This window comes from Tessaracoccus sp. SD287 (assembly GCF_017355265.1).
Lineage (GTDB): Bacteria > Actinomycetota > Actinomycetes > Propionibacteriales > Propionibacteriaceae > Aestuariimicrobium.
Genome location: NZ_JADIJQ010000002.1, coordinates 94,971 through 117,812, shown reverse-complemented (window position 1 = coordinate 117,812; position 22,842 = coordinate 94,971). Strand labels below are relative to the sequence as shown.

Genomic DNA, 22,842 nt, shown 5'->3' with positions numbered 1-22,842 from the left:
GTATTGGAGGACCCGGCCGGAGTTTCCGGCCGGGTCGTCCACCGGTCACAAACGATCCGTGCGCGGGTCCGCGTGGGTGGACGATTCGACGGCTGGGTGCGGCTGGCCGTCGCGTGCGGCGCGGTTGGCCGGCTCAGCCAACCAGTCGTTGCGCGCCTGGGATTTCCGCCAGAACCACGCCGCCGGTGGACACAGGGCCAACGAGGTGCCCCCGGCCATCAGCGCCCCGCCCACCACGTCCATCGGGAAATGTGCAGCCGCATAAAGCCTCGACAACGCGACGATCAGGATCACCACCACGCCGAGCACCACCATCCACCACCGTCGCAGCCCGTACATGGTCAGCGCGAACAGCACGAAGATGGTGATCGAGGCGGCGAATCCTGTGTGACCGCTCGGGAAGCTGGCGACGTCGTTGTAGACGACAACGGGTTCCAGCGACTCCGGTGGACGCTCCCGGGGGAACCAGCCCTTGGCGAAGTGGCCGGGCAGCCAACCGAGCGCAGGCATCGCCACCGAGGCGACCGACATCGCGATCCGTTTCAGCACCATCAACAGTGTCATCATGCCGAGCAACACCCACGGCACCACCTTGGGGCCGCCGACGAGTTCCAGGACGTGCACCACCGCGGTCAGGAACCCCGTTCGGTGGTCCTCGAACCACTGGAGCACGGCGAGTTCACCGGTGCTCGATGGTTCGAGCTCATGGCCGAAGATGCCCATCAGCATGCCGAGAGCCAGGCCGGCGATGCCCACGCCAATACCAGTCCGGGGCGAGACGATCGCCGGCTGTCGCGAATACCGACGCGCCGGCGAGGTGGTGTGGTGGGGTTCAACGGCCATCCCCGAAAGGTACTGCCGCGTGAGCGCTGGCGTCCATCCCCGAAAAGTCCGGACGATCCTTGGTGCGCGGCCGGGTGCGGCGCGGAGTCACGTCACCCGGATGATGCCCCGGCCGCCCCGCTCGGCGTCGACGAAGGAGTGGTTCACGAACGTGTAGTTGCCCGGTTCGGTGAACACCATCTCGACGAAGCCGCCCTGGGAGGGGCCGAGGTCCAGCGCCTGGGCGCCACCGGAGTGGGCATTGGGGCGCAGTAGCCACTCGCCCTCCTTGAAGACGGTGTCGAACTGGCCACCGACGACGTGGAAGGTGGTGCCGCGCGAGGGACCCGCGGCCAGCACCCACAACCGGACCCGCTCACCGACGCGCGCGGTCAGCGGCTCATGCATGTACTGGTTGGCGTGCCCGTTCCACAGGATCAGGTCGGGGTCCTCGTCGGCGATCTTGGTGGTGTCGACCTCGCCGCCGTTTGGTCCGAGGTAGGCCTCCTGCTGCACCAGCAGGTATTCCCGGTCCACCGCCGCCAGCCCCGCGGGGGGCACCACCACGGCGCCGTACATGCCGGCGGCCAGGTGCGCCGACATCGGCATCGTCGAGCAGTGGTACAGCCAGATGCCCGACCGCCTAGTGGTGAACGGGTAGTCCAGCGACTCGCCCGGTGGGATCGTCCGCATCACCTGGTCGGGGGACACGTCCCCGGCGTGGAAGTCGACGCTGTGGCCCATGGCGCCGTTGTTGGTCAGGTGAACCATGATCTGGGTGTTGAGCGCGGCCACGACGGCCGGGCCCATCACCCGTCCGTTGTAGGTCATGGCGTGCTGGGTCGTGGCGGGTGCCACCTCCTGCACGCTCTCCTGGACGACCAGGTCGAGCTCGAAGGACCCCGACCGCGGCTCGGGCAGCACCGCGTCCCGGGTCACGTAGCCGGCGCCCGGTGCCGCCCCCAGATCGATGGTCGGCGCGGCGGCGGTGCCGTCGGTGCGGACGTGGAAGACCATGCCCATGGCCCGGTGCCCGACGATGGTGCACCACCCCTCCAGCGGTGCCCCGACCACCCCCACGTCCAGGGTGGCCGTTTGCCGGTGGGCAAGCCGTCCGCTGTCGACCCCGTTCTCGAAGCGCAGGTCATGGACCTGTGCGGGGTCGTCGTTGACCAGGTGCACCACCAGCCGGTCCCCGGCGGCGATCTGGACGTGGTCGGGGACGAAGCGCATCTCGACGCAGGCCACGTCCACCTCGACGGTGCGTCCGGTGGCGGGGACGTCCGCGGCCCGGGGTGAGCTGGTGGCGTCGCGGTCGAGCCAGTACAGCGCGGCCGCCACCCCGGCGATGCCAACGCCCGCCCCCAGCAGGTCGCGGCGACTCTGCTCGGACGCCGCGGCGGCCTGCTCCTCCAGACCCTTGCGGGCGGCCGGCAGGTCCTTGGCGGACTCCTCGGCCTGCTGTCCGCGGACCTTTCTCATGGTGGCGACCATGGCGATCATCACCGGCAGGAACGAGGCCAGGGCGACGAACACCAGCAGCGAGGTGACCACCCGTGCCCAGGAGGACTCGGCCAGCAGGAAGGCGACCAGACCAGCGTTCGCGACCGAGACCCGCAGCGCGCCGGCGCGGTTCATCACCGCATTGGTGGCCCGGGTCATCCGCGGACCGCCGCCCATCACCACCGGCATCAAGTAGCTCATGGCGCCCAGCACCAGTTGCACCAGCCCGCCCACGATCAGCGGCGCGGTGACCTGCTTGATGTGCTCGGCGTCCAGCAGCGGGTGGGTCAGCACCTGCCAGGCCAACCAGCACACGCAGCCAGCGATCCAGACGATGGCCGCGCCCACCGACCAGGTGGGGAAGTCGCGCGGCGGCTTGCGGATGGCCGTCGAGATCGCGGGGGTGATGGCGCAGCCGAAGCCGGTCATCCAGACCACGAGTCCGGCGAGGGTGACCCAGCGCCAGCCCACCGTGGCCGCGGCGGCGGTGACCAGGACACCGGCCAGCATCAGCGGCAGCGCCACGCGGTGCAGTCGCTCGCTCCACGGTTCCATGGGGGTGCGCAGCATGGTGGGCCACAGGGTCAGCAGGGTGGCGGTGGCCGTCAACCCGACAAAGCCCAGCACGTTGAGCACCACGTGGGCGATCATCAGTCGGCCCTGCCACGGTTCGGGCATCGAGAACGACATGACGGCGCCGGCGGCGGCGCCCAGAGGCAGCAGCAGGGCGGCCGCGACGTACCAGCGGGCGACGTGCCCGAACCGGCCCGGCAGGGCCTTGCGCGCCTGGGCGACCAGTTGCAGGGCGTAGTAGGTGAAGGCCAGTCCGACGACCGTGGCCCCCACGGTGGTGACCACGGGCCAGCCGACGACCATGCCGACGATGGTGACGACGATGCCGAGGTTGAGCGTCCGCTGGCGCCAGACCTGCAGGTCGCGGGCCGCGTCGTCATGGCGCGTGCGCAGCACCGAGTCGGCGAAGTGCTGACCCCAGATCATGATCGAGTTCGCCGCGATGCCCAGGGTGGCCATGTGCACCAGCAGCCAGCGTGACTGTGGAATCCAGCGATGGACGACCACCAGGACCACCAGCGCCGCCATCCAGAACATCACTGGGCGTGAGGCGCGGCGATGCCAGGAGCTGCGCGCGGGGCGTCCGGTGGTGGGCTCGGGGGTGGTGAGCGAGATCTGCGTGGTCACAGCGTCCATTGTTTCAGGCGCGCTGTGGAGATTCCGCTGGGGGGCAGGGCGGGGCCCAGCCACTGACTGGCTGGGCCGATCGCCGAGGCCCCCCAGTAAGCGTCCCCCAGATGGCCCCGACCCCCTCAAAACAGGGGGGTAGGCCCAACTGGGGGACAGTTACTGGGGCTACTTGCGGAAGGTGATGGCCTTGAACTTCTCCGTCTGCTCCTTGATGCCGGTCTCGGTCGGGAATCGTTCCACCGAGCTGGCGCCGTAGAAGCCGACGATGCCCTCGGTGTTGTCCAGCACGTACTGGGCATCCTCGGGGTTCGCGATCGGACCGCCGTGGCACAGCACCAGGATGTCCGGGTTGACCGCCTTGGCGGCATCGGCCAACTCCTGCACCTTCTTGGCGGCCTCCTCCAACGTCATCGAGGTCTGGGCCCCGATGGTGCCGGAGGTGGTCAGCCCCATGTGGGGCACCAGGATGTCGGCCCCGGCCTCGGCCATCGCCCTGGCCTGGTCGGTGTCGAAGACATAGGGAGAGGTCAGCAGATCCAGCTCATGGGCCATCCGAATCATGTCGACCTCGAGGCCGTAGCTCATGCCCGTCTCCTCCAGATTGGCCCGGAAGACGCCGTCGATCAGGCCGACGGTGGGGAAGTTCTGCACTCCCGCGAAGCCGACCTCCTTCACCTGCTTGAGGAACAGCGGCATGATCCGGAACGGGTCGGTGCCGTGCACCCCGGCCATCACGGGGGTGTGCTTGACCACCGGCAACACCTCCATCGCCATCTCCATGACGATGGCATTGGCGTCGCCATAGGACATCAGCCCGGCCAGCGAGCCGCGCCCGGCCATCCGGAAGCGGCCCGAGTTGTAGATGATGAGCAGGTCAATGCCGCCAGCCTCGGCCGACTTGGCCGAGATGCCGGTGCCGGCGCCGCCCCCGACGATCGGTCGGCCGTCGGCCACCTGCTGGCGGAACTTCTGCAAGATGTCACTGCGGTTCATGATTCTCCTAGTCACGCGAGGGTGGTGGTGGTCAGGCGCCGGTGATCCGACGGTGCAGGGCCTCGGCCATGGTCTTTCCGAAGCCGGCGTCGTTGATGTGCTGGTCGAGTTCGTGGACGACCACCGGCGAACCCTCGAGACCGGCCTTCAACTCCTGGATCATGCGGGCGTTGGCCTCGGGGTCCCAGAAGGGGCCGTCGGCGACGTCGATCCCGGAGACGCCCCGCAGCGGGATGAACAGTTCGGTGGGTCCGGTCGCGGCTGCGAGTTTGCGGGCGATCCGGCGTCCGAGCTCTGCCATCTCGTCCGGGGTGGTGCGCATCAGGGTGATCGTGGGGTTGTGGACGAGGAAGTTCCTGCCCTCGTACTTCGAGGGGACGTCGGCGCGGGGACCGAAGTTGACCATGTCCAGGGCACCCAGGCTGACCACCTGCGGCACCCCGAGCCTGCCGGCCATCTCGAGCCGGTCCGGCCCGGCCGAGAGGATGCCCCCGGCCAGGTCATCGCACAGTTCGGTGGTGGTGAGGTCGCAGACGCCGGCCAACAACCCCGACTCGACCAGCTTCTCCATGGCCTGCCCGCCGGTGCCGGTGGCGTGGAAGACCAATACCTCGTAGCCCAGCGACTCCAGCGTGTGTCGGGCCTCGTCGGCGGCCGGGGTGGTGAGGCCGAACATGGTGATGCCGATGTTGGGCTTGTGGTCGCCCTCGGGTGCCGCCAGTCGGGCCTCGTAGGCCTTGGCCATGCCGGCGATGCCGGCGGCGGCGTTGTCGAAGACCTGCGTCGAGATGGAGTTCAACCCGGCGACGTCGACGATGGAGTACATCAGGGTCGCGTCCACCTCGCCCACGTAGGGCTTCACATTGCCCGAGGCCATGGTCGAGACCAGCAACTTCGGGAAGCCGACCGGCAGGGCCTGCATCGCCGGGGCCGCGACCGAGGAGCCGCCCGACCCGCCAAAGGACAGCAGGCCGTGGATGGTGCCCTCGGCAGCCATCTTCTTGACGATGGCCGCCGCACCGGCGCCCATCACGCCCATCATCTCGCCACGGTCGTGGTGCTCGCGCAGGGCGTCACGATCCTTCCCTGCCGCGCGCATCACCTCACTGGACGAGACGCTGGCGTGCTCGTCGGACGAGAACGAACCCACGTCGATGATCAGGGTCTGCACCCCATGTTCTTGTAGTCGGTTCTGGAACCACAGGCACTCCTCGCCCTTGGTGTCCAGGGTTCCCAGCAACGCCACTGTTGCCATTGGTCGCTCCCTTGTCGTCGTGAGCCAACCGCGGCTGTCGGCAGGCGTGCCCACGTGCGGACAAGCCCGGCGAATCGGTCGCGGGGACTCAGCCTTGAGTCTGTCCCCCGACCATATGCCCACCCCGACAAGGGCTGGGAGGCGGGTTCGACGGTTACATCATTCCCATCACGAGGATGACCAGTCCGATCGCCCCGGTCAGGAAGGCCATGTACTGCATCGGCACCCAGAACAGGGTGTGCCGGTTGCGCGCCCGCTTCTGCAGGGCCGCCGCCTCGGCCGCCAGCAGGTGGTCGGCCTGGGCGCGGGCCTCGTCGTGGCTGCTGGGCGCCGGGTACCCGGGGGCGTACTGGAACTGCCGGGTGGCGACCAGGTGGTCCAGCTCCTGCCGGCGGGCCGCCACCACGGTCTCGGTCAGGGTGATCGGACGCTGCTCGTTGAACCATCGGCCCAGGAACCAGGTCGCGATGCTGCCGACGACCAGTCCGAGGCCGGCCATCACCTGCGCCCCGCTGCTGTCGTCGAGTCCGATCAGCGTGCCGAGTCCCACGAACAACGCCGCTCCGCCTGCCGGCAGCAGGAACGCCAGCACACCCCACCCAGCCCAAATGATCACGGCAGGGATGCTACTGGGTGCCCGGGCCACCGGCCGAGGAGCCAGTTGCCTGGTCGTCACCAGCACGCCGTGACGTCAGCAGTCGGCCCCGAATGTCCTACTTGCCCCGGAACCTCACCAGTTGCCCGTGAACGTCACCGTTGCGCCTGCTTCGAACTAGGGGCAAGGGTCGCGTTCGCGGGCAAGCAGGAACAAGGATCGCGGTCGGGGGCAATCAGCCGCGGCGGAACACCGGCGCGTCCGGGGTGGACACGTCCTTGGCGTAGCGGTAGCCGTCCTCGGCGAACTCGGTGACGGCCCGCGCCGAGCGCACCCGCTCGGTGACCAACCAGCCGACCATGGTTCCCCGGGCCCGCTTCGCGGAGAACGAGATCACCTTCCAGTTGCCGGCTCGGTCCCGGTTCTCGAAGCGGGGGGTGATCACCCGTGCGTCGAGGGCGTCGAAGTCGACGGCGGTGCTGTACTCGGTCGACGCCAGGTTGACCACCACGTCCGGGCCGGGGGACTCGGCCAGGTCGTCGCGGACCAGGTCGGTGATCCGCGAGCCCCAGTACTCGTAGAGGTTGCGCCCGGCCTCGGTGCGCAGCCCGGTGCCCATCTCCAGTCGGTAGGGCTGGATCAGGTCCAGCGGTCGCAGCAAGCCGTAGAGCCCGGACAGGATCCGCACCGTCTTCTGCGCCTCAGTCCAGTCCCGCTCGTCGAAGCGCTGGCGGGCGTCCAGGCCCTGGTAGGCGTCACCGTTGAACAGCAGCGCCGCGGGGCGGGCGTTGCGGGGGGTGAAGGGGGTCTCGAAGGCCGCGTAGCGTTCGGCGTTCAGGGCGGCCAACTCGGACGAGATGTGCATCAGGCCCGAGATGTCGGCGACAGACTTGCTCCTCATCACCTCGACCAGACGCAGGCTGTCGTCCAGCTGCCGCGGCTGGGAGTGCTTGCGGGTGGTCAGCGGTGAGTCGAGGTCCAGTGATTTCGCGGGGGAGAGCAGGGCCAGCATGCCGTCGAGACTAGTCGACGCATGCTGGCCCACTCTCACAGCTCCAGCGTGACCCGATTCAGTCGGGCCGCGTTGGTGATGACGCTCACCGACGACAGCGCCATGGCCAGCGCGGCGATCATGGGCGAGAGCAGCACCCCCAGGAACGGGTAGAGCACCCCGGCCGCGACCGGAATGCCGATCACGTTGTAGATGAAGGCGAAGATGAGGTTCTGCCTGATGTTGGCCATGGTGGCCCGTGACAGGGTCCGCGCCCGGACGATCCCCACCAGGTCGCCGCCGAGCAGGGTGACCCCGGCGCTCTCCATGGCCACGTCGGTGCCGGTGCCCATGGCGATGCCGACGTCGGCGGTGGCCAGTGCGGGGGCGTCGTTCACGCCGTCGCCGGCCATGGCCACCGTCCGCCCCTGCGCCTTGAGGTCCTCGATCACCCGCCCCTTGTCCTCGGGAAGCACCTGGGCGCGGACCTCGTCGATGCCCAGGCGTCGGGCGACGGCGTCCGCGGTGGTCTGGTTGTCGCCGGTGAGCATCACCAGCCGGATGCCGGCGGCGTGCAGCGCCTGGATGGCGCGGGGGGTGGTCTGCTTGACCGGGTCCTCGATCGCCAGCACGCCAACCACCTGCCCGTCGACCGAGACGTGGACGGCCGTGGCGCCCTCACCCCGCAGCTGGTCAGCCGCGGTTTCGGCGGCCTCGGGTGCAGAGACGTAGTCCGCATTGCCGATGCTGACCCAGCGTCCGCCCACCTCGGCGCGGACACCGCCGCCTGCCTCGGAGGTGAAGTCGGTGGACGCAGGGATGGTCAGGTCACGGTCGCGCGCGCCGGTGACGATGGCCTGGGCCAGCGGGTGCTCGGAGTGCTGCTCGACGGCCGCGGCCAGCGCCAGCACCTCGTCCTCGGCGAGTTCGGCGAGGGTCTCGATGACCGTGATCGTCGGCGCGCCCTGGGTCAGGGTGCCGGTCTTGTCGACCACCACGGTGTCGACCTGCTGCATGACCTCCAGCGCCTCGGCGTTCTTGACCAGCACGCCGGCCCGCGCGGCTCGTCCGACCCCGACCATGATCGACATGGGCGTGGCCAGACCCAGCGCACAGGGGCAGGCGATGATCAACACGGACACGGCCACGACCAGGGCGTGCGGCAGGCGTGGTTCAGGCCCGACCAGGAGCCAGATGACGAAGGCTATGAGCGCGATGCCGATGACGACGGGGACGAAGACCGCCGAGACCTTGTCGACCAGGGACTGGATGGGGGCGCGCGAGCGCTGCGCCTCGCCGACCATGGCGACGATCCGCGACAACAACGAGTCGGACCCGAGACGTTCGGCGCGGATGACCAGGCTGCCGTTGCCGTTGACGGTGCCGCCCACGACGCGGTCGCCCGCCTGCTTCGAGACGGCCAGCGACTCACCGGTGACCATGGACTCGTCGATGCTCGAGCGGCCGTCGGTGACCGAGCCGTCAACTGGCACCTTCTCCCCGGGCCGCACCCGGACCAGATCGCCGACGACCAGGTCGGCCAGGTCGACGTCGGTCTCGGTGCCGTCGGAGTTGATCCGGCGGGCCTGGGCTGGGGCGAGGTCCATCAGCGCCTTGATCGCTCCCGACGTGGATTCCCGGGCACGGAGTTCGAGGACTTGTCCGAGCAGGACCAGCACGGTGATGACCGCGGCCGCCTCGTAGTAGGGCTCGGGGCGTCCGTCCATCACGCGCATCGACTCGGGGAAGACGCCGGGCCACAGCAGGCCCACCGTGGAGTAGGTCCACGCCGCAGTGACGCCGAGGGCGACCAGGGTGAACATGTTCAGCGACCGGTTCCTGATCGACGCGGCGGCGCGGACGTAGAACGGCCACCCCGCCCAGAAGACGACCGGGGTCGCCAGCGCGAACTGGACCCACTGGTTGGCGGCCCCCGACAGGCCGATCTCGATGCCGAGCAGCGGCAGGATCATGGCCATCGCCAGCAGCGGGATGGTGAGTGCGGCCCCGATCCAGAACCGGCGGCGCATGTCGATGAGTTCCTGGTTGGGTCCGGCGTCGGGGTCGTAGATGGCCGGTTCCAGCGCCATGCCGCAGATCGGGCAGGACCCGGGACCGTCACGCCGGATCTCGGGGTGCATGGGGCAGGTCCATTCGGTGCCCGGGGGAACGCTCCCGGTTCGGGGGGTTGTGGTCACGTGGTGCCCGTGGCCCTCAGCCGGGTGGTGCCCGTGGCCCTGATGCCCATGGCCCTCTTGCTCGTGCTGGTCGTGCTGGTCGTGCTTCTGTCTGGACATATCGCTCCCTTCTGTCCTGACTATATACCCCATGGGGGTATCAAAAAGCAGAATGCCGCGATATGTGGCACTAGGCACGGGTCCCTGAAAGGCCTGCGAACCACGCAACGGGCGGCACTCCACGCGCAGTGAGGATGCCCTCGCCATCCCGATGACTTGCGGCTGGACAACACCGCCGGATCAGCCGCAGGTGTCGTCGGGCTGTGCAATCGTGGAACCCCCGGAACAAACCGCAGCCCATCCCCGTTGCACCACCTGCCCAGCAGGGAGGACCCCCGTGATCGAGTTCCAGCACGTCTCCAAGCGCTACCCCGACGGCACCGCCGCCGTCGCGGACTTCAGCGCGGTCGTGCCCAGCCACTCGACCACCGTGCTCGTCGGGTCCAGTGGCAGCGGCAAGACCACCCTGATGCGGATGGTCAACCGGATGGTCGACCCCACCGCCGGACGCGTGCTGATCGACGACGAGGACGTCGCCACCCTCAACCCGGTGCACCTGCGCCGACGGATCGGCTACGTGATGCAGCAGGGCGGGCTGCTGCCGCACCGCAAGGTGATCGACAACATCGCCACCGTCCCGATGCTGAACGGCACCGGCCGCCAGCAGGCCCGCACCCGGGCCCACGAACTGATGGACCTGGTCGGCCTCGACCGGTCCATGGCCAACCGCTACCCGCACCAACTCTCGGGCGGTCAGCAGCAGCGGGTGGGTGTCGCCCGGGCGCTGGCGGCCGACCCGAACATCCTGCTGATGGACGAACCGTTCGGGGCGGTCGACCCGCTCGTGCGCAGCGACCTGCAGCAGTGGCTGCTGGGCCTGCAGCGGGAACTGGGCAAGACCGTCGTCTTCGTCACCCACGACATCACCGAGGCACTGCTGCTGGGTGACGAGATCATCATCCTCAAGCCGCATGCCGAGGTCGCCCAGCGGGGCACCGGCCACCAGATTCTCGCTGACCCCGCCGACGACTTCGTCCGCCAGTTCGTGGGCCTGGACAGCGGCGAACGCTCGCTGCACCCCGAACAGGTCAACGGCCGCACCGTTCTGGTCGACGCACACGGACGACCCGTGGGCCTGCTCACCGCCCCCGGCACCACGGGCGGCGGCTCGTGACCTGGCTGCTGGGCAATCTCGACCTGATCGGCCAGCTGCTGGTGCGCCACCTGATGCTGTCCCTGCCGCCGATCGCGCTCAGCCTGGTGCTGGCGGTGCCGGTCGCCTGGCTCGCCAACAAGGTGCGCTGGCTGCGGGTGCCGTTGGTCTCGCTGTCGTCGCTGATGTACGCGATCCCGTCGCTGCCCTTGTTCATCGTGCTGCCCCTGCTGCTGGGCACCAACATCCGTGACCAGGTCAACATGGTCGTCGCACTGACCCTGTACGGGCTGGCGCTGATGGTGCCGGCCACCGTGGACGCCCTGGGCCAGGTCGATGCCAAGGTGCTCGACGCCGCGGTGGCGATGGGACATCCGCCGGTGCGCCGTTTCCTGACCGTCGACCTGCCGCTGGCGGGTCCGACCATGCTGGCAGGGCTGCGGGTGGTGGCGGTCAGCACCATTTCGCTGGTCACCGTGGGCGCGGTGCTGGGCATTCCCAGCCTCGGGCAACTGTTCACCGACGGCTTCCAGCGCGGCATCATCGAGGAGATCGTCACCGGACTGGTGGCCACCGTCGTGTTGGCGCTGCTGGTCGACTGGCTGTTGGCCCGCGCCGGACGACTCATCCTGCCATGGGCACGACCCGAGGCGACGGCGGGGGCGGCATGAACTTCCTGGTCGAGGCCTTCGCCTGGCTCGGTGTCGCCGAGAACTGGACCGGTGCCCTCGGGGCAGGGCCCCTGTTGTGGCAACACCTCTGGTACAGCCTGCTGGGCCTGGCGATCTCGGCGCTGATCGCCATCCCGATCGGCTGGTGGGTGGGCCACACCGGACGCGGACGCGGCCTCGCCGTCGGGCTCAGCGGCGGTGCCCGCGCCCTGCCCACCCTGGGACTGGTGACCCTGTTCGGCATCATGGTCGGCATTGGCCTGACCGCCCCGATGCTGGCCTTCGTCATCCTGGGCATCCCCAGCGTGCTCGCCGGCGCCTATGCCGGCGTCCAGGGCGTGGACCGTGCCGTCGTGGACGGGGCCCGCGCGGCCGGAATGACCGAGTGGCAGATCCTGCGACAGGTCGAGGTGCCGCTCGGCCTGCCGGTGCTGCTGGGCGGGCTGCGCTCGGCGATGCTGCAGATCATCTCCACCGCCACCCTCGCGGCCTACGTGGGGGCCGGCGGACTGGGCAGGCTGCTCTTCCTGGGGTTGAAGACCCAGCAGTACGACGTCATGCTGGCGTCCTCACTGCTGGTCATCGGCCTGGCCATCACCAGTGAACTCATCTTCCTCACCCTCCAGCGCGTGGCAACCCCTGCCCATGCACTCACCCGAAAGGAACGCTCATGACGCTCAACCGTCGTCACTTCGTCTCGCTGGCGGGGCTCGCCGTCCTGGCCGGATGCTCGTCGGCTGACCCGCTCAGCCAGGACGCGACCACCGCCGCCAACACCGCTGCCGGTGGAACGCTGGTGGTGGGATCGCAGGCCTACTACTCCAATGAGATAATTGCCGAGCTGTACGCCCAGTCGCTCGAGAAAGCCGGCTTCACCGTCACCCGGCAGTACCAGATTGGCCAGCGCGAGGTCTACCTTCCCGAGATCCAGGCAGGCAAGATCGACGTCTTCCCTGAATACAACGGCAACCTGCTGCAGTACCTCGACAAGTCCTCGACCGCCACGACGGTCTACGCGATCCAGACCGAACTGGGCAAGGCGCTCGGTGACAAGCTGCGGGTCCTCGACCCCGCCGAGGCCAGCGACCAGGACTCCTACACCGTCACTAAGGCGTTGGCCGAGCAGCACGGCCTGGCCAGCATCGCCGACCTGACCAAGGTCGGCGGCACGATCAAGATCGCCGCCAACAGCGAGTTCAGCACTCGTCCCTACGGGCCCAAGGGTCTCAAGGAGGCCTACGGCGTCGACGCCGAGGTCGTCCCGGTGGAGGACTCCGGTGGCCCGTTGACGGTCAAGGCGCTGCTGGACGGCGACGTGCAGGTGGCCGACATCTACACCGCCGACCCGGTCATCGCCAAGCAGGGGTTGGTGGTGCTGAAGGACCCCAAGAATCTGATCCTTCCCCAGAACGTGGTACCGGTGGTCTCCAAGAAGGTGGACGATGCCGCCGCTGCGGCGATCGACAAGGTCAACAAGGCGCTGACCGCCACGGAGTTGCAGAAGCTGAATGCTCGTTCGGTCGACGAGAAGCTCGGCTCGGACGAGATCGCCAAGGCGTGGTTGGGGGAGAAGGGGTTGGTCTGAGCTGCCGTGAGCAATCGGCAGTGGTAGCTTTACGAGGTCCGTGCGGTCGAACTCAGCGGCGCTGCGACGTGCGCGGCTAAAGCAGGGCTGATGATGGTGCGTGCCGAAGGCGTGTCCATGACAGTTGATGGTGTTCCGGTCTGGGCCCCGTCGCGCGGACCTTGGAGAAGCTGGTAGTCCGCCGCAGGCGATCTATAAATACTCCAGTAGCGGGCTGCGTTTCACGTTGTACGACTTCTGCTTCCGTTTGCTCCAGCGTGTGTCCGTGTAGACAATGTCCACGCCTCGTCGCGCACGAGTGATTGCGACGTAGAGCAACCTCCGCGCCTCTTCCCACTCAGACTCGTCGGCGTTCCACCCCGGCATTACCTGCTCGTCTACTCCGGCCACGATGACGTAGTCGAACTCCAATCCCTTCGACGCGTGGATGGTGGCCACCATCACATGATCAGGCGCGTGCGCGAGTAGTGCAAGATTGCTCAGCATATGGTTCGATAACGGCCCTGTCTCTGAGTAGGCAGAACGCATGCTGGCGAATCCATCATCCCGCGTCGCCCTTACGCCCCGATCCTCCGCCAGTGCCACACTTAAGCGCTCCAAGAAGTCGGTGATGCGAGTCGTCTCATCCGAGTCGAAGAGCAGGCGCACAACTTCCACCTTCGCCTTATGGCTGACTGGCCCCCCCGTGATGGCAGGCAGTCTGTCGAGAAGGACTGAGAGGCTGAGCGTCATCGACTCGCCGCGCAAGGCCCAGGCGGCCAGTCGCTCGACCAACACGGTCCCAGGCGTCGAATGCCAATCAAGTTGCGCGCGGGAGAAACACAAGACACCCGCACTACGAAGCGCGCCTGTGATCTCCTCACGGTCGGACTTCCATGACGTCAGAACCGCGATTTCCTCCGGAGCCACACCCCTGCCCAGTGCGGTCTTTACCAGCTTGACGCATAGCTCAGATTGTCCCGGAACGCCTCCGGTGGCCCCGTGGATCTTAAGGGATCCCCCCGCGCTCTGGCCAGTGACATCGCGATGCTCACCAAGGACGCGGATGCCAGAGTCAATGACATTCTGTCCACTCCTGTAGTTACGCCGGAGTCGCACGCTCACAGTGCGTGGGTCCCCAGATAGCGAACGAAGCAACTCCGGGTGAGCACCTGAGAACGCGTAGATCGACTGGTCTGGGTCCCCAACGGCGAACAGGTTGGAGCCAGACCCAGTTGAGCCAACCGTGAGCGCGCGTACGATTCGATCAAGACCCGGTGCAAGATCTTGGTATTCGTCGACGTAAATCCGAGGGAAACACGCGGACAGAGTCTGGCGGATCCATGGGTGCTCCTCGACGAGATACACCGCCCAAGAAATCAGCTCGACAAAATCGTATTGACGCCGCGTGCGCAACTCCGCGGAGAATTCTTGGGCCAAGTCAGCAATACGTGAACCCCCGAACTGGAGATCGCCAGAGAAGTCCATTCGTTGCCTGACGCGCATTACGTTCGTTCTTATGTTCGCGAAGTCTTCGTTGCGGAATGACCGGCCGAGGTAGATGTCCCTCAGAAGCTCTTCCGCCTCCGCGTCTGAAACGAGGCTGCTCTCCGCGAGCAGCTCCTCACCGGCCGCTTTAGCGAATGGGAGGACGATTCTTCTGAGCGCAAATGAGTGCACAGTTCCCACAAAAAGGTTCGGACGACGCTGAACCCCGAACGCGTCAAGTCGACGTCGCATTTCCCATGCTGCCTCGTTTGTCATGGTGATGCATGCTGCTCCACGCGGTCCTACGAGTTGCTCGCGTAGATCCGAAGCAGCCCGAGCCGTGAGCAACTGTGTCTTGCCACTTCCAGGTGGCGCAAGTACCACAATATTGCCGACGGCAGTGAACGCGACCCACTGCTCCGGGTTCGTGCGCAGCTCAGTGATTGCTTCCGCTAGTCGGCTCATGAGCGAAGGTGATCGAAGGCTTTTTGGACGTAATCGGGCGCAGTAAGGAGGTCTTCCATGCTGGCTAACCGCTGCGCAAATAGGCCCTTCTTCCTGCGGATCCTTCTGAGCACGTCGTCGGCGTCGATGCTGTCATTCGACCACGCATGCTCGACGGTGGCGGCCGACGGACCAGGAATCATTGACTTTAGCGCATCGATCATTAAGCGCTGGTTACCCTTCGAGTGCTTGTAGAGGTCTACCTCCAGGGTCACGTCGCCTAGGAAGATGCCCTCCGCTTCAGCACTCGACTCGTCAATGTTCAAACTAGCGCACAGCCGGGCTACCCTGTCGGCGCCAGTTCGCCCGTCCGGGAGGTTCGGATCACCGTCGGTGATGACTGCGTATGGGATGCCGAGAGCCCTTACAAACTTTACATAGGGAAGGAAGTGCGTGCCATGAATGGCGCACACAGTGAGCCCTACCTCATCGAAGTCGCGACTTGTGCTCATTCGCTGGAGCAGGACTTGCTCGGCAAAGCCCTCAACCAGAATCACTGATTTGGCGAAGGCGAGTTCCGATCGCGTGGCGTCGAGATAGCGCTGAAGGTCTTCCCACTCGTTCGGCAATAGATCCGCCGTCCGTGCGGACCTCACATCCGCGCCCCCTGGCGTCGCGCGCATCCTCAGGAGATTTTTCGGGTCTGTCACGGAGACGATGTGTGGACTATGAGTCGTGACGAAGGTGCTCGATCTCGAGTCCCGGCGTGACTGGAGACCACTGAACATGCGCCGTTGGAGATGGGGATGAAGGTGGGCCTCCGGTTCCTCGATAGTAATAAGCGCGTACTCGATCTCCGCATTCTTGAGCCGACGACCCAGCTCAGCCTGAAGGAGGGCGAGGTACAGCACGTTCAGAGTGCCAAGACTGGACATCTCCAGATCCCGCTGCGACGACCCATCTAGCAGAAGCCGCAGGTTCCTGAGTGCTCGAGCCGGATCGGTCGGGGCCACCCCCAACGTGGGGTCCAGCGCGTTCTCATCTCCAACCAACTCGCGCGATCGGGCCGCGATCATCGTGGCAGCGGTTCTTACCGCTTCAAGCTCGTTGATGGCATCGCGAGCTTCGTTCAGAGCCGCGCGCACTGTCGCTATCTGTTCGGCCGGCACGCTACGGCCGATCTCGTCGAGAATCGGGCGCAGTGGAGAACGTCTCCAAGAGGCGAGGTCGGCCTCGGCGTCGCGAAGGGCCTGCATGTGCGCAAGGTGCACGTAGGTCCTGAGATCTCCACCGACCACTTGGTCAGGGTCCTCGCCCCCGTGAATGAGCCACTCGTAGAGCGGCGGATCCGCCGCCTCATGTCCCTCCCGTGGTCGGAACAAGTACGTGAGCCGCGCGCGTGAGGGGTCTCCCGTGATGACCGCCCCCGCGAGGGTGGCGAGCAAGCCTGGTTCGTCCGCGAAATCAACTAGGTCCACGGAGATAGAGATTTCTGCACCCTGATGCATTGGGTCCGCGCCTATACCGTCCCAAAAATCGTCAGCCGTGAGCGTCCGCTGCTGAAACGAGAGAGCTGGGTCCAGAACGAGTCGAAGCGCGTGCACCAGATTGCTTTTGCCGCTGCCGTTCTCGCCGACGACCACGGGCGCCGCAGCGAGCTGGACATTGACGTCCCGAAGGTTGCGGAAGTTCTTGATTCGGAGGGCGTCAAGCTGCATCCCCTGATCTTAGCGAGCGGCACTATCACCAGCAGCCAAGAGCGGACGAAGTCGGGCTCAATAGCGCTTCTGCAGGAAACCAGGAGCCCTCGGGCAAAGTGGAGGTTGCTTGGTTCAGGCGGTCTCGCTCCCGCTCGCGCTCCGGAACTCCTCATACGTCGACGACAGGAACCCGAGCACCCAGTCTTGAACTTCCGGCTTCTCGAAGAACAGGTTGAACAGCACCTGGTTCTGGTCGTGCCGGTCCACGATCTTCTGCTTGAGCCTGTCCTTGAGCATCAGCTCGTACTGGCTGCGATCGTTGTGCATCGCAACCAGCTTCAGCTCGACATCCTCCATGACCGAGAGCCGCTGCTGGTCGAACCAGACCTTGTCCGCCTCGCCAAGGTCGGCCCCGAACTTGTCGTTCAAAGCCGCGATCATCGCCGACAGCTTGTCGAGCACCGGCTCTGCCTGATGCCCCTCACCCATCCCGGGCAGTGCCTCACCCGGCTCGTCCGAACCGTCCAGCGTGATCGATGAGTCCGACGTGACCGCAATCCGCAGGTGCGTGAGCTGCACCGACTTGCTCAACTGGGGCAGCGGGTCGTCACTGTCCGCAGGCAACTCCGTGAGCAACACTCGTCCGTAGAGGAACAGTTCCTCCAACTCGGGGTCGGTCCACGGCATTACCTGCGCGACGAACGCGTACGCACGGCAGAAGTGGTTCAACCTTGACCGGAAGTCCGCCTGTTCATCCTCGTCTTCGATCAGGACGAACCGTCCGACCGCTGGGGTGACGTTCGCGTACACCTGCGACTGCTGGGCCGGGTCCTGCGACAACAACGCCGTCACGCAGGCCTGCATCTCCTGCCGCGACAGCACGCCGGCTGACATCAGCGCGTGGTGCATCGTGTACAGGATGTTCGGCTCGGTCGGGGTGGCCATCGTCTGCTCGTAGAACGGCTCGAAGGCTTCCCTGATCTCATCGGCGGTGTTCGCGAAATCGAGGATGAAGGTGTCCTCCTTACCGGGATGTACCCGGTTCAGCCGAGAGAGCGTCTGCACGGCCTTCACCCCGGCGAGCTTCTTGTCCACGTACATCGTGTGCAGCAGCGGCTCGTCGAAGCCGGTCTGGTATTTCTCCGCCACGACCAGCACCTGGTAGTCGTCGTCGCGGAACCGCTTCGGCAACTGGGTCTCGGTGAAGCCGTTGATCCCGGCCTCGGTCCACGCCACCTGCGGCACCTCCGGGTCGGTCACCGCACCGGAGAAGGCCACCAACGTCCGCATAGCGTCCGCACCGCTGTCGTAGCCCTTGCGCGTGATGTAGGCGTCCAGCGCCTGCTTGGTCCGCACCGCATGCAGCCGGGACCGGGTGACGACCATGGCCTTGGCGCGGCCGTCGATCTTGAGGGCGGTCTTCTGCCGGAAGTGCTCGACGATCACCTCGGCCTTCTGCTCCAACTGGTACGGATGCAGCGACACGAACCTGGCCAACGCAGCGCGGGCCTTGCCCTGATCCATCTCCGGATCATTCACCGGCGAGGCGTTGGCCAGCTTGTAGTAGGTCCCATAAGTCGAGTAGTTCGCCAGCACGTCCAGGATGAAACCCTCGTCGATGGCCTGACGCATCGAGTAGGTGTGGAACGGTCGGTGGATTCCCTCGACCAGCTCACCGAACAGCTCCAGCGTCTTCGGCTTCGGAGTGGCGGTGAACGCGAAGAAGGACAGGTTCTTCTGCTTGCCACGCGCCAGAGCGCTCTGGACCACGAGGTCCGAGGTTTCGGCCGCAGCCTCGGCGGCGGCTTCGGCAGCCTCGGCCTCCTCGAGCGAGGCTCCGCCCAGCACCGACTTGAGCTGCTTGACCGCATTGCCCGTGGTCGACGAGTGCGCCTCGTCGACGATCACCGCGAACTGCTTGCCGGCGATCTGTTTGCCCTCACCGGCGGCGGCGTCCTCTGCGGCGAACTTGGCCACCACGGGGAACTTCTGCAGGGTCGTGATGATGATGCGGGCGGCATTGCCCTCGAGTGCCTCTTTGAGTTGGCTGGAGTGCTGGTCCACACGGACGATCGTGCCGGGCGTGTGGTCCAGTCCGGCGACGGTTTCCTGCAGCTGCCGGTCGAGCACGCGGCGGTCGGTGATCACGACGACCTTGTCGAAGACCGGACGATCGTCTTCGCCGTGAAGGCGCTGCAGGGAGTGCGCGGTCCAGGCGATGGTGTTGGACTTGCCCGAGCCGGCGGAGTGCTGGATCAGCCGGTCGGTCCCGGCGCCAGCCTGGCGGGTGGCCTGGACGATCGACTTCACCGCGTGCCACTGGTGGAACCTGGGGAACAAGATCCGGCCGTCCTGGGCGTGGACGAAGGTGGCGAGCAGATCGAGCCAGTTGTCCCGCTGCCAGACCTGCTGCCACAGGTAATCGGTCTGGTAGCCAGACGAGTTTTGCGGGTTGCCCGCGCGGCCGGGCTGGCCGGGGCCGGCGGTGCCCTGGTTGAAGGGCAGGAACCGGGTCTGCTCACGCTCGAGACTGGTGGTCATCATCACCTGGTGCGGGTCCAGCGCGAAGTGGACCAGGGTCCGGTGGGCGAAGATCAGGTCGTTCGGGTTCCGGTCGGTGCGGTACTGCGTCATCGCATGCTCCACCGTCTGGTGGGTGAGCGGGTTCTTCAGCTCCGCGCTTGCGACCGGGATGCCGTTGACGACCAGGGCCAGGTCAAGGGAGTCGGCGGGATTGGACTCGGAGTGGTGCAGCTGGCGCACGACCCCGCAGCGGTTCGCCCGGTAACGATCCTCGAGTTCTGGGGTCAGGTTGTTCGCGGGCCTGAACCAGCACATCCGGATGGTGACGCCGGAGTCCTTGACGGTGTCGCGCAGCACATTGATGGTTCCGCGGGAGGTGATGGCCTTGGCGAGGGTGGTCAGGAACTTCTGCCGGGCTGTGGACTTGCCGCCGTGGCGGGTGACGAGTTGCTGCCAGGCCCTGGGCTGGGAGGTCTGGAGGTAGGTGATCACCTCGTCAGGGAAGAGCCCGAGGGACTTGTCGTATCCGGACGGGGCGAGCTGGTGCCACCCGTGTTGGACGAGATGTGCCTCGATGTTGGCTTCGAAGGACGACTCCAGGTGGACGCTCATGGCTCATTCTCCGGGGATGCGGCGGCTGGCGGTAGCGACGTCGAGTTCGCCGGTGACGGCGGCGGTGATCAGGGAGGACTTGTACTCGGTGAGGAGCTCGATGGAGCGGTTGAGCTGTCCCTGGTGCTCACGTGCAGCGGCTAATGCACGGTCCAGACGTCGCCCCAGTTCAGACATCTCTTGTGGGCTGCGCAGCGGGATCAAGACCTTGAAGTAGGAACCGGTGTTCAGATTCATGATTCCCGTGGTTTGTGTCGAATGGGGCGACTGTTGGCGCGTGGCGTACAGCGCTCCTAGGACCAAAGAGAGATAACGGCCATCGACCCCTTCTTTCGGACGGAGTCTCGAGACGAAGTTGCTGCATACGACCGGCCCTTCGACGGCGACCACATACGCGGGGCAACCCACGGGATTAAGCTGCGTCCCGCCGGATCGCTCCAGAAGGACATCGCCGGGGAGAAGCAGTCGGCTGTCGACCTGTGCATCCGTCGCGCTCCTGATTGTCTGGGTCGGGCCCAGCGTGAAGTCGTGCCGGTTGAAGTCGGCTACCCGAGCGACAGATATATCCCTCACCTCCTCGCCCGGGTTTGACCCCCAGATCCCGAGACGCTCGCCCTGTATCAATCGCCGAAGCTGGACTCGTGGCCCCTTAGAGTACAGACTGCCCTCACAAAGCTCTGACCGGGTCGCCTCGTCAATGGCACGGATCTGGTCTCGGCGGGCGGCGATGATCTGGTCGATCCGAGCCACTCGGTCGTCGAGGAAGTCCGCGATCCGCCGCTGTTCCCTGTGTCCGTACTTGGGCACTCGGAGCTGGAGGATCACATCTGGATCAACGCGTTGGTGGCTTCGGGTGGCAGATCGAACCTCGCTATGGAGCCGACCTCGCACAGCACTCGACAGTAGGAAGTAGCGGGTGAAATCCGGGTCAGCCGCGGGGCGAGGGTTGAGTGCCACGAACTCGGTCGATGCGACGGATTCGAAAGGCAGGGTGCGAGGAACGATGTGGACGCGAGGAATCCGGGGGTTGAGGCGACTTATCAGAATCTCGCCCCCTTGCAATCTGAGCTTGTGCGAGTCGATATCAGCGGACGGAACCAATACGGGCTCACCCTGATCCAGTGCCGGGATGCTGAAATGCAGTACCGACTCACCCATTTCAGACGGCTGCACAGTGAGGCGACTCACATCCACCAGCGAGCGCAATGGAACCGTCCTCACAGCCCCAACCCCGCCATCCACTCCTGGATCTCCCCCTCAAGCTCCTTGATCTCCCCAGCGATCTCCTCCACCGGCCGCGGCGGCTCGTACACGTAGAACTGCCGGGTGAACGGGATCTCCACCCCGACCTTCGTCTTGGCGTGGTCGATCCAGGCGTCCGGCACGTAGGGGTGGATCTCCTCGGCGAGGTGCTTCTCCGCCGTTTCCGCCAACACCGGCTCGCGCTCTGACTCGTCCAGGTCGAAGAAGCCCGCTGGCAGCGGCACGTTCTCCTGGTCCCGCAGCGAGGCATCCACCACCGGCTTGCCCCGCTTCAGCACCGGGTTGCCGTCCTCGTCGGTCTGCGGGCGCTCGACGGTGATTCGCTGGAACCCGAATGCCTCGCGCGGCAGCACCCGCGCCCGCTTCTCGTCTACGTCCTCGCCCAGGGCGTCACCGTAGATCTGTACCAGTTCGGCAATGGCGTAGGGAGTGAGCTCCTTGCGCTTGTCGCCAAGGGACTTGCGCATCTTCGTCCCGGAGTCGCGGCCGTCGATGAGCCGCACCAGACCGTGGGCGTCCTCGTCCTTGTCGTTGGTGAGGATCCAGACGTAGGTGGAGATGCCGGTGTTGTAGAACATCTGGTCCGGCAGGGCCACGATGCCTTCGAGCCAGTCGTTCTCCAGGATCCAGCGGCGGATCTCCGACTCACCCGACCCTGCTGCTCCGGAGAACAGCGGGGAGCCGGACAACACGATGCCCACGCGGGAGCCGTCCGGCTTCATCTTCGACAACATGTGCTGCAGGAACAGCAGCGATCCGTCAGAGACCCGGGGCAGGCCGGCTCCGAACCGGCCGGAGAAGCCGAGCTTCTGGTGCTCGTCCTTGATCGGTGCCGCGTAACTCTTCCAGTCCACCCCGTAGGGCGGATTGGCGAGAATGAAGTCGAACTGCTTCAGCCGGAACTCGTCCTGGGTGAGGGAGTTGCCGTTCGCCATCTGGTCAGGGGAAATGTCCTGCATCATCAGGTCGGACTGGGCAATGGCCCAGGTCTCGTCGTTGAGTTCCTGCCCGTACACATGGACGATCGACTCGGGGTTGCGTTCGCGGATCTTCTCCAGCGCCCCCATCAACATGCCGCCGGTGCCGGCGGCCGGGTCGTAGACCGTGCGGACCGGTTTGGGGTTGGCGGCGAGCTCGGCATTGGTGTGGCCGGTGAGCAGCAGGTCGACCATGAGCGAGATCACCTCACGCGGGGTGTAGTGCTCCCCCGCGGTCTCGTTGCTCATTTCGTTGAACTTCCGTAGGAGCTCTTCGAAGATGTAGCCCATCGCCTCGTTGCTGACCACGCTCGGACGCAGGTCAAGGTCGGCGAAGTCGGACAGCACCTGGTAGAGGAGTCCGGCGCGGTCCATCCGCTGGATCTTGTCGTCCACGTTGTAGGCCTCCATCACCCGATAGGCGTCGGGGGAGAGGCGGCGGATGTAGCCGGAGAGCTGGGCTGCCAGGTTGCGGTCGTCGCTGAGCATCGAGACGAAGGTGAGCGGTGAGGTGTTGTAGAACCGCTGCTTCGCCGTCTTCTTCAGCACCATGTCATGGCCCTCGTTATAGGGCTCGGGGAAGTTCGCGGCGGCGGCGAGCACTGCGTCCTTGGTGGGCTCGAGCACCGCGTCCATGCGGCGAAGGACCAGCAGGGGCAGCATGATCGCGCCGTACTCGTGCTGCTTGAAGGTTCCGCGAAGCTTGTCCGCGACCCTCCAGACGAAAGCGACCTTGTCAGCGAAACCTTGGGGGGCCACGGATCTCCTTCGATGGGGTGGTGGGGATCAAGCTATCGGATATGGGATCAGCATTACTCCGTGGCCCACCGGCGTGCGCGTGCGTACGC

16 protein-coding genes are annotated in these 22,842 nt (G+C 66.2%); 4 read left to right on the top strand and 12 right to left on the bottom strand.

The genetic code is table 11. The annotated features are described in order from the left end of the window. Positions 1–45 precede the first annotated feature (45 nt). The 7 genes from IPV09_RS01580 to IPV09_RS01550 all read right to left on the bottom strand — a co-directional run bounded on the left by IPV09_RS01580 (position 46) and on the right by IPV09_RS01550 (position 9,503). Entirely contained in the window at positions 46–843 is a 798-nt protein-coding gene (locus IPV09_RS01580; protein ID WP_207473187.1) for a phosphatase PAP2 family protein, read from the bottom strand. An 87-nt stretch (positions 844–930) separates the two neighbouring features. Beyond that, positions 931–3,534, bottom strand: a complete 2,604-nt coding sequence (locus tag IPV09_RS01575; protein WP_207473186.1) for a multicopper oxidase domain-containing protein — start codon at positions 3,532–3,534, stop codon at positions 931–933. Between the two features lie 159 nt (positions 3,535–3,693). Then, positions 3,694–4,521: a phosphoenolpyruvate hydrolase family protein gene (locus tag IPV09_RS01570; protein ID WP_207473179.1), complete on the bottom strand. Its 828-nt coding sequence runs from the start codon at positions 4,519–4,521 to the stop codon at positions 3,694–3,696. 31 nt (positions 4,522–4,552) lie between these two features. Beyond that, positions 4,553–5,776 carry a Tm-1-like ATP-binding domain-containing protein gene (locus tag IPV09_RS01565; RefSeq protein WP_207473177.1) on the bottom strand — a complete coding sequence of 408 codons (1,224 nt, stop codon included), beginning with the start codon at positions 5,774–5,776 and terminating at the stop codon, positions 4,553–4,555. 154 nt (positions 5,777–5,930) lie between these two features. Next, positions 5,931–6,392: a hypothetical protein gene (locus IPV09_RS01560; RefSeq protein WP_207473175.1), complete on the bottom strand. Its 462-nt coding sequence runs from the start codon at positions 6,390–6,392 to the stop codon at positions 5,931–5,933. 214 nt (positions 6,393–6,606) lie between these two features. After that, positions 6,607–7,383, bottom strand: coding sequence for a peroxide stress protein YaaA (yaaA, locus tag IPV09_RS01555; protein WP_207473173.1), 777 nt, complete (start codon positions 7,381–7,383; stop codon positions 6,607–6,609). A gap of 35 nt (positions 7,384–7,418) precedes the next feature. Then, positions 7,419–9,503: a copper-translocating P-type ATPase gene (locus tag IPV09_RS01550; RefSeq protein WP_304650732.1), complete on the bottom strand. Its 2,085-nt coding sequence runs from the start codon at positions 9,501–9,503 to the stop codon at positions 7,419–7,421. Positions 9,504–9,936: 433 nt separating this feature from the next. Here IPV09_RS01550 and IPV09_RS01545 point away from each other — a divergent pair, with 433 nt between their 5' ends. The 4 genes from IPV09_RS01545 to IPV09_RS01530 are packed head-to-tail and all read left to right on the top strand — an operon-like array spanning position 9,937 to position 13,008. Further along, positions 9,937–10,773 (top strand): ATP-binding cassette domain-containing protein, encoded by an 837-nt coding sequence (locus IPV09_RS01545; RefSeq protein ID WP_207473172.1) that lies wholly within the window; start codon positions 9,937–9,939, stop codon positions 10,771–10,773. Then, complete coding sequence (locus IPV09_RS01540; protein WP_370590175.1) at positions 10,770–11,423, top strand: ABC transporter permease; 654 nt, start codon at positions 10,770–10,772, stop codon at positions 11,421–11,423. The genes IPV09_RS01545 and IPV09_RS01540 overlap by 4 nt, the downstream gene beginning before the upstream one ends. Further along, complete coding sequence (locus IPV09_RS01535) at positions 11,387–12,097, top strand: ABC transporter permease (protein ID WP_242681081.1); 711 nt, start codon at positions 11,387–11,389, stop codon at positions 12,095–12,097. Before IPV09_RS01540 ends, IPV09_RS01535 begins: the two co-directional genes overlap by 37 nt. Then, positions 12,094–13,008: an ABC transporter substrate-binding protein gene (locus IPV09_RS01530; RefSeq protein WP_207473171.1), complete on the top strand. Its 915-nt coding sequence runs from the start codon at positions 12,094–12,096 to the stop codon at positions 13,006–13,008. Before IPV09_RS01535 ends, IPV09_RS01530 begins: the two co-directional genes overlap by 4 nt. Before the next feature lie 192 nt (positions 13,009–13,200). Here IPV09_RS01530 and IPV09_RS01525 read toward each other — a convergent pair whose 3' ends face one another. From IPV09_RS01525 to IPV09_RS01505, 5 genes are all read right to left on the bottom strand, one after another. After that, positions 13,201–14,940: an ATP-dependent helicase gene (locus tag IPV09_RS01525; protein WP_207473170.1), complete on the bottom strand. Its 1,740-nt coding sequence runs from the start codon at positions 14,938–14,940 to the stop codon at positions 13,201–13,203. Then, a complete protein-coding gene (locus IPV09_RS01520; protein WP_207473169.1) occupies positions 14,937–16,637 on the bottom strand; it encodes an ATP-dependent endonuclease in 1,701 nt (566 codons plus the stop codon). Before IPV09_RS01520 ends, IPV09_RS01525 begins: the two co-directional genes overlap by 4 nt. A gap of 114 nt (positions 16,638–16,751) precedes the next feature. Further along, complete coding sequence (locus IPV09_RS01515) at positions 16,752–19,754, bottom strand: type I restriction endonuclease subunit R (RefSeq protein WP_207473168.1); 3,003 nt, start codon at positions 19,752–19,754, stop codon at positions 16,752–16,754. 3 nt (positions 19,755–19,757) lie between these two features. Beyond that, positions 19,758–20,975, bottom strand: a complete 1,218-nt coding sequence (locus tag IPV09_RS01510) for a hypothetical protein (RefSeq protein ID WP_207473166.1) — start codon at positions 20,973–20,975, stop codon at positions 19,758–19,760. Continuing rightward, positions 20,972–22,753, bottom strand: a complete 1,782-nt coding sequence (locus IPV09_RS01505) for a class I SAM-dependent DNA methyltransferase (RefSeq protein ID WP_207473164.1) — start codon at positions 22,751–22,753, stop codon at positions 20,972–20,974. The genes IPV09_RS01510 and IPV09_RS01505 overlap by 4 nt, the downstream gene beginning before the upstream one ends. Positions 22,754–22,842 lie beyond the last annotated feature (89 nt).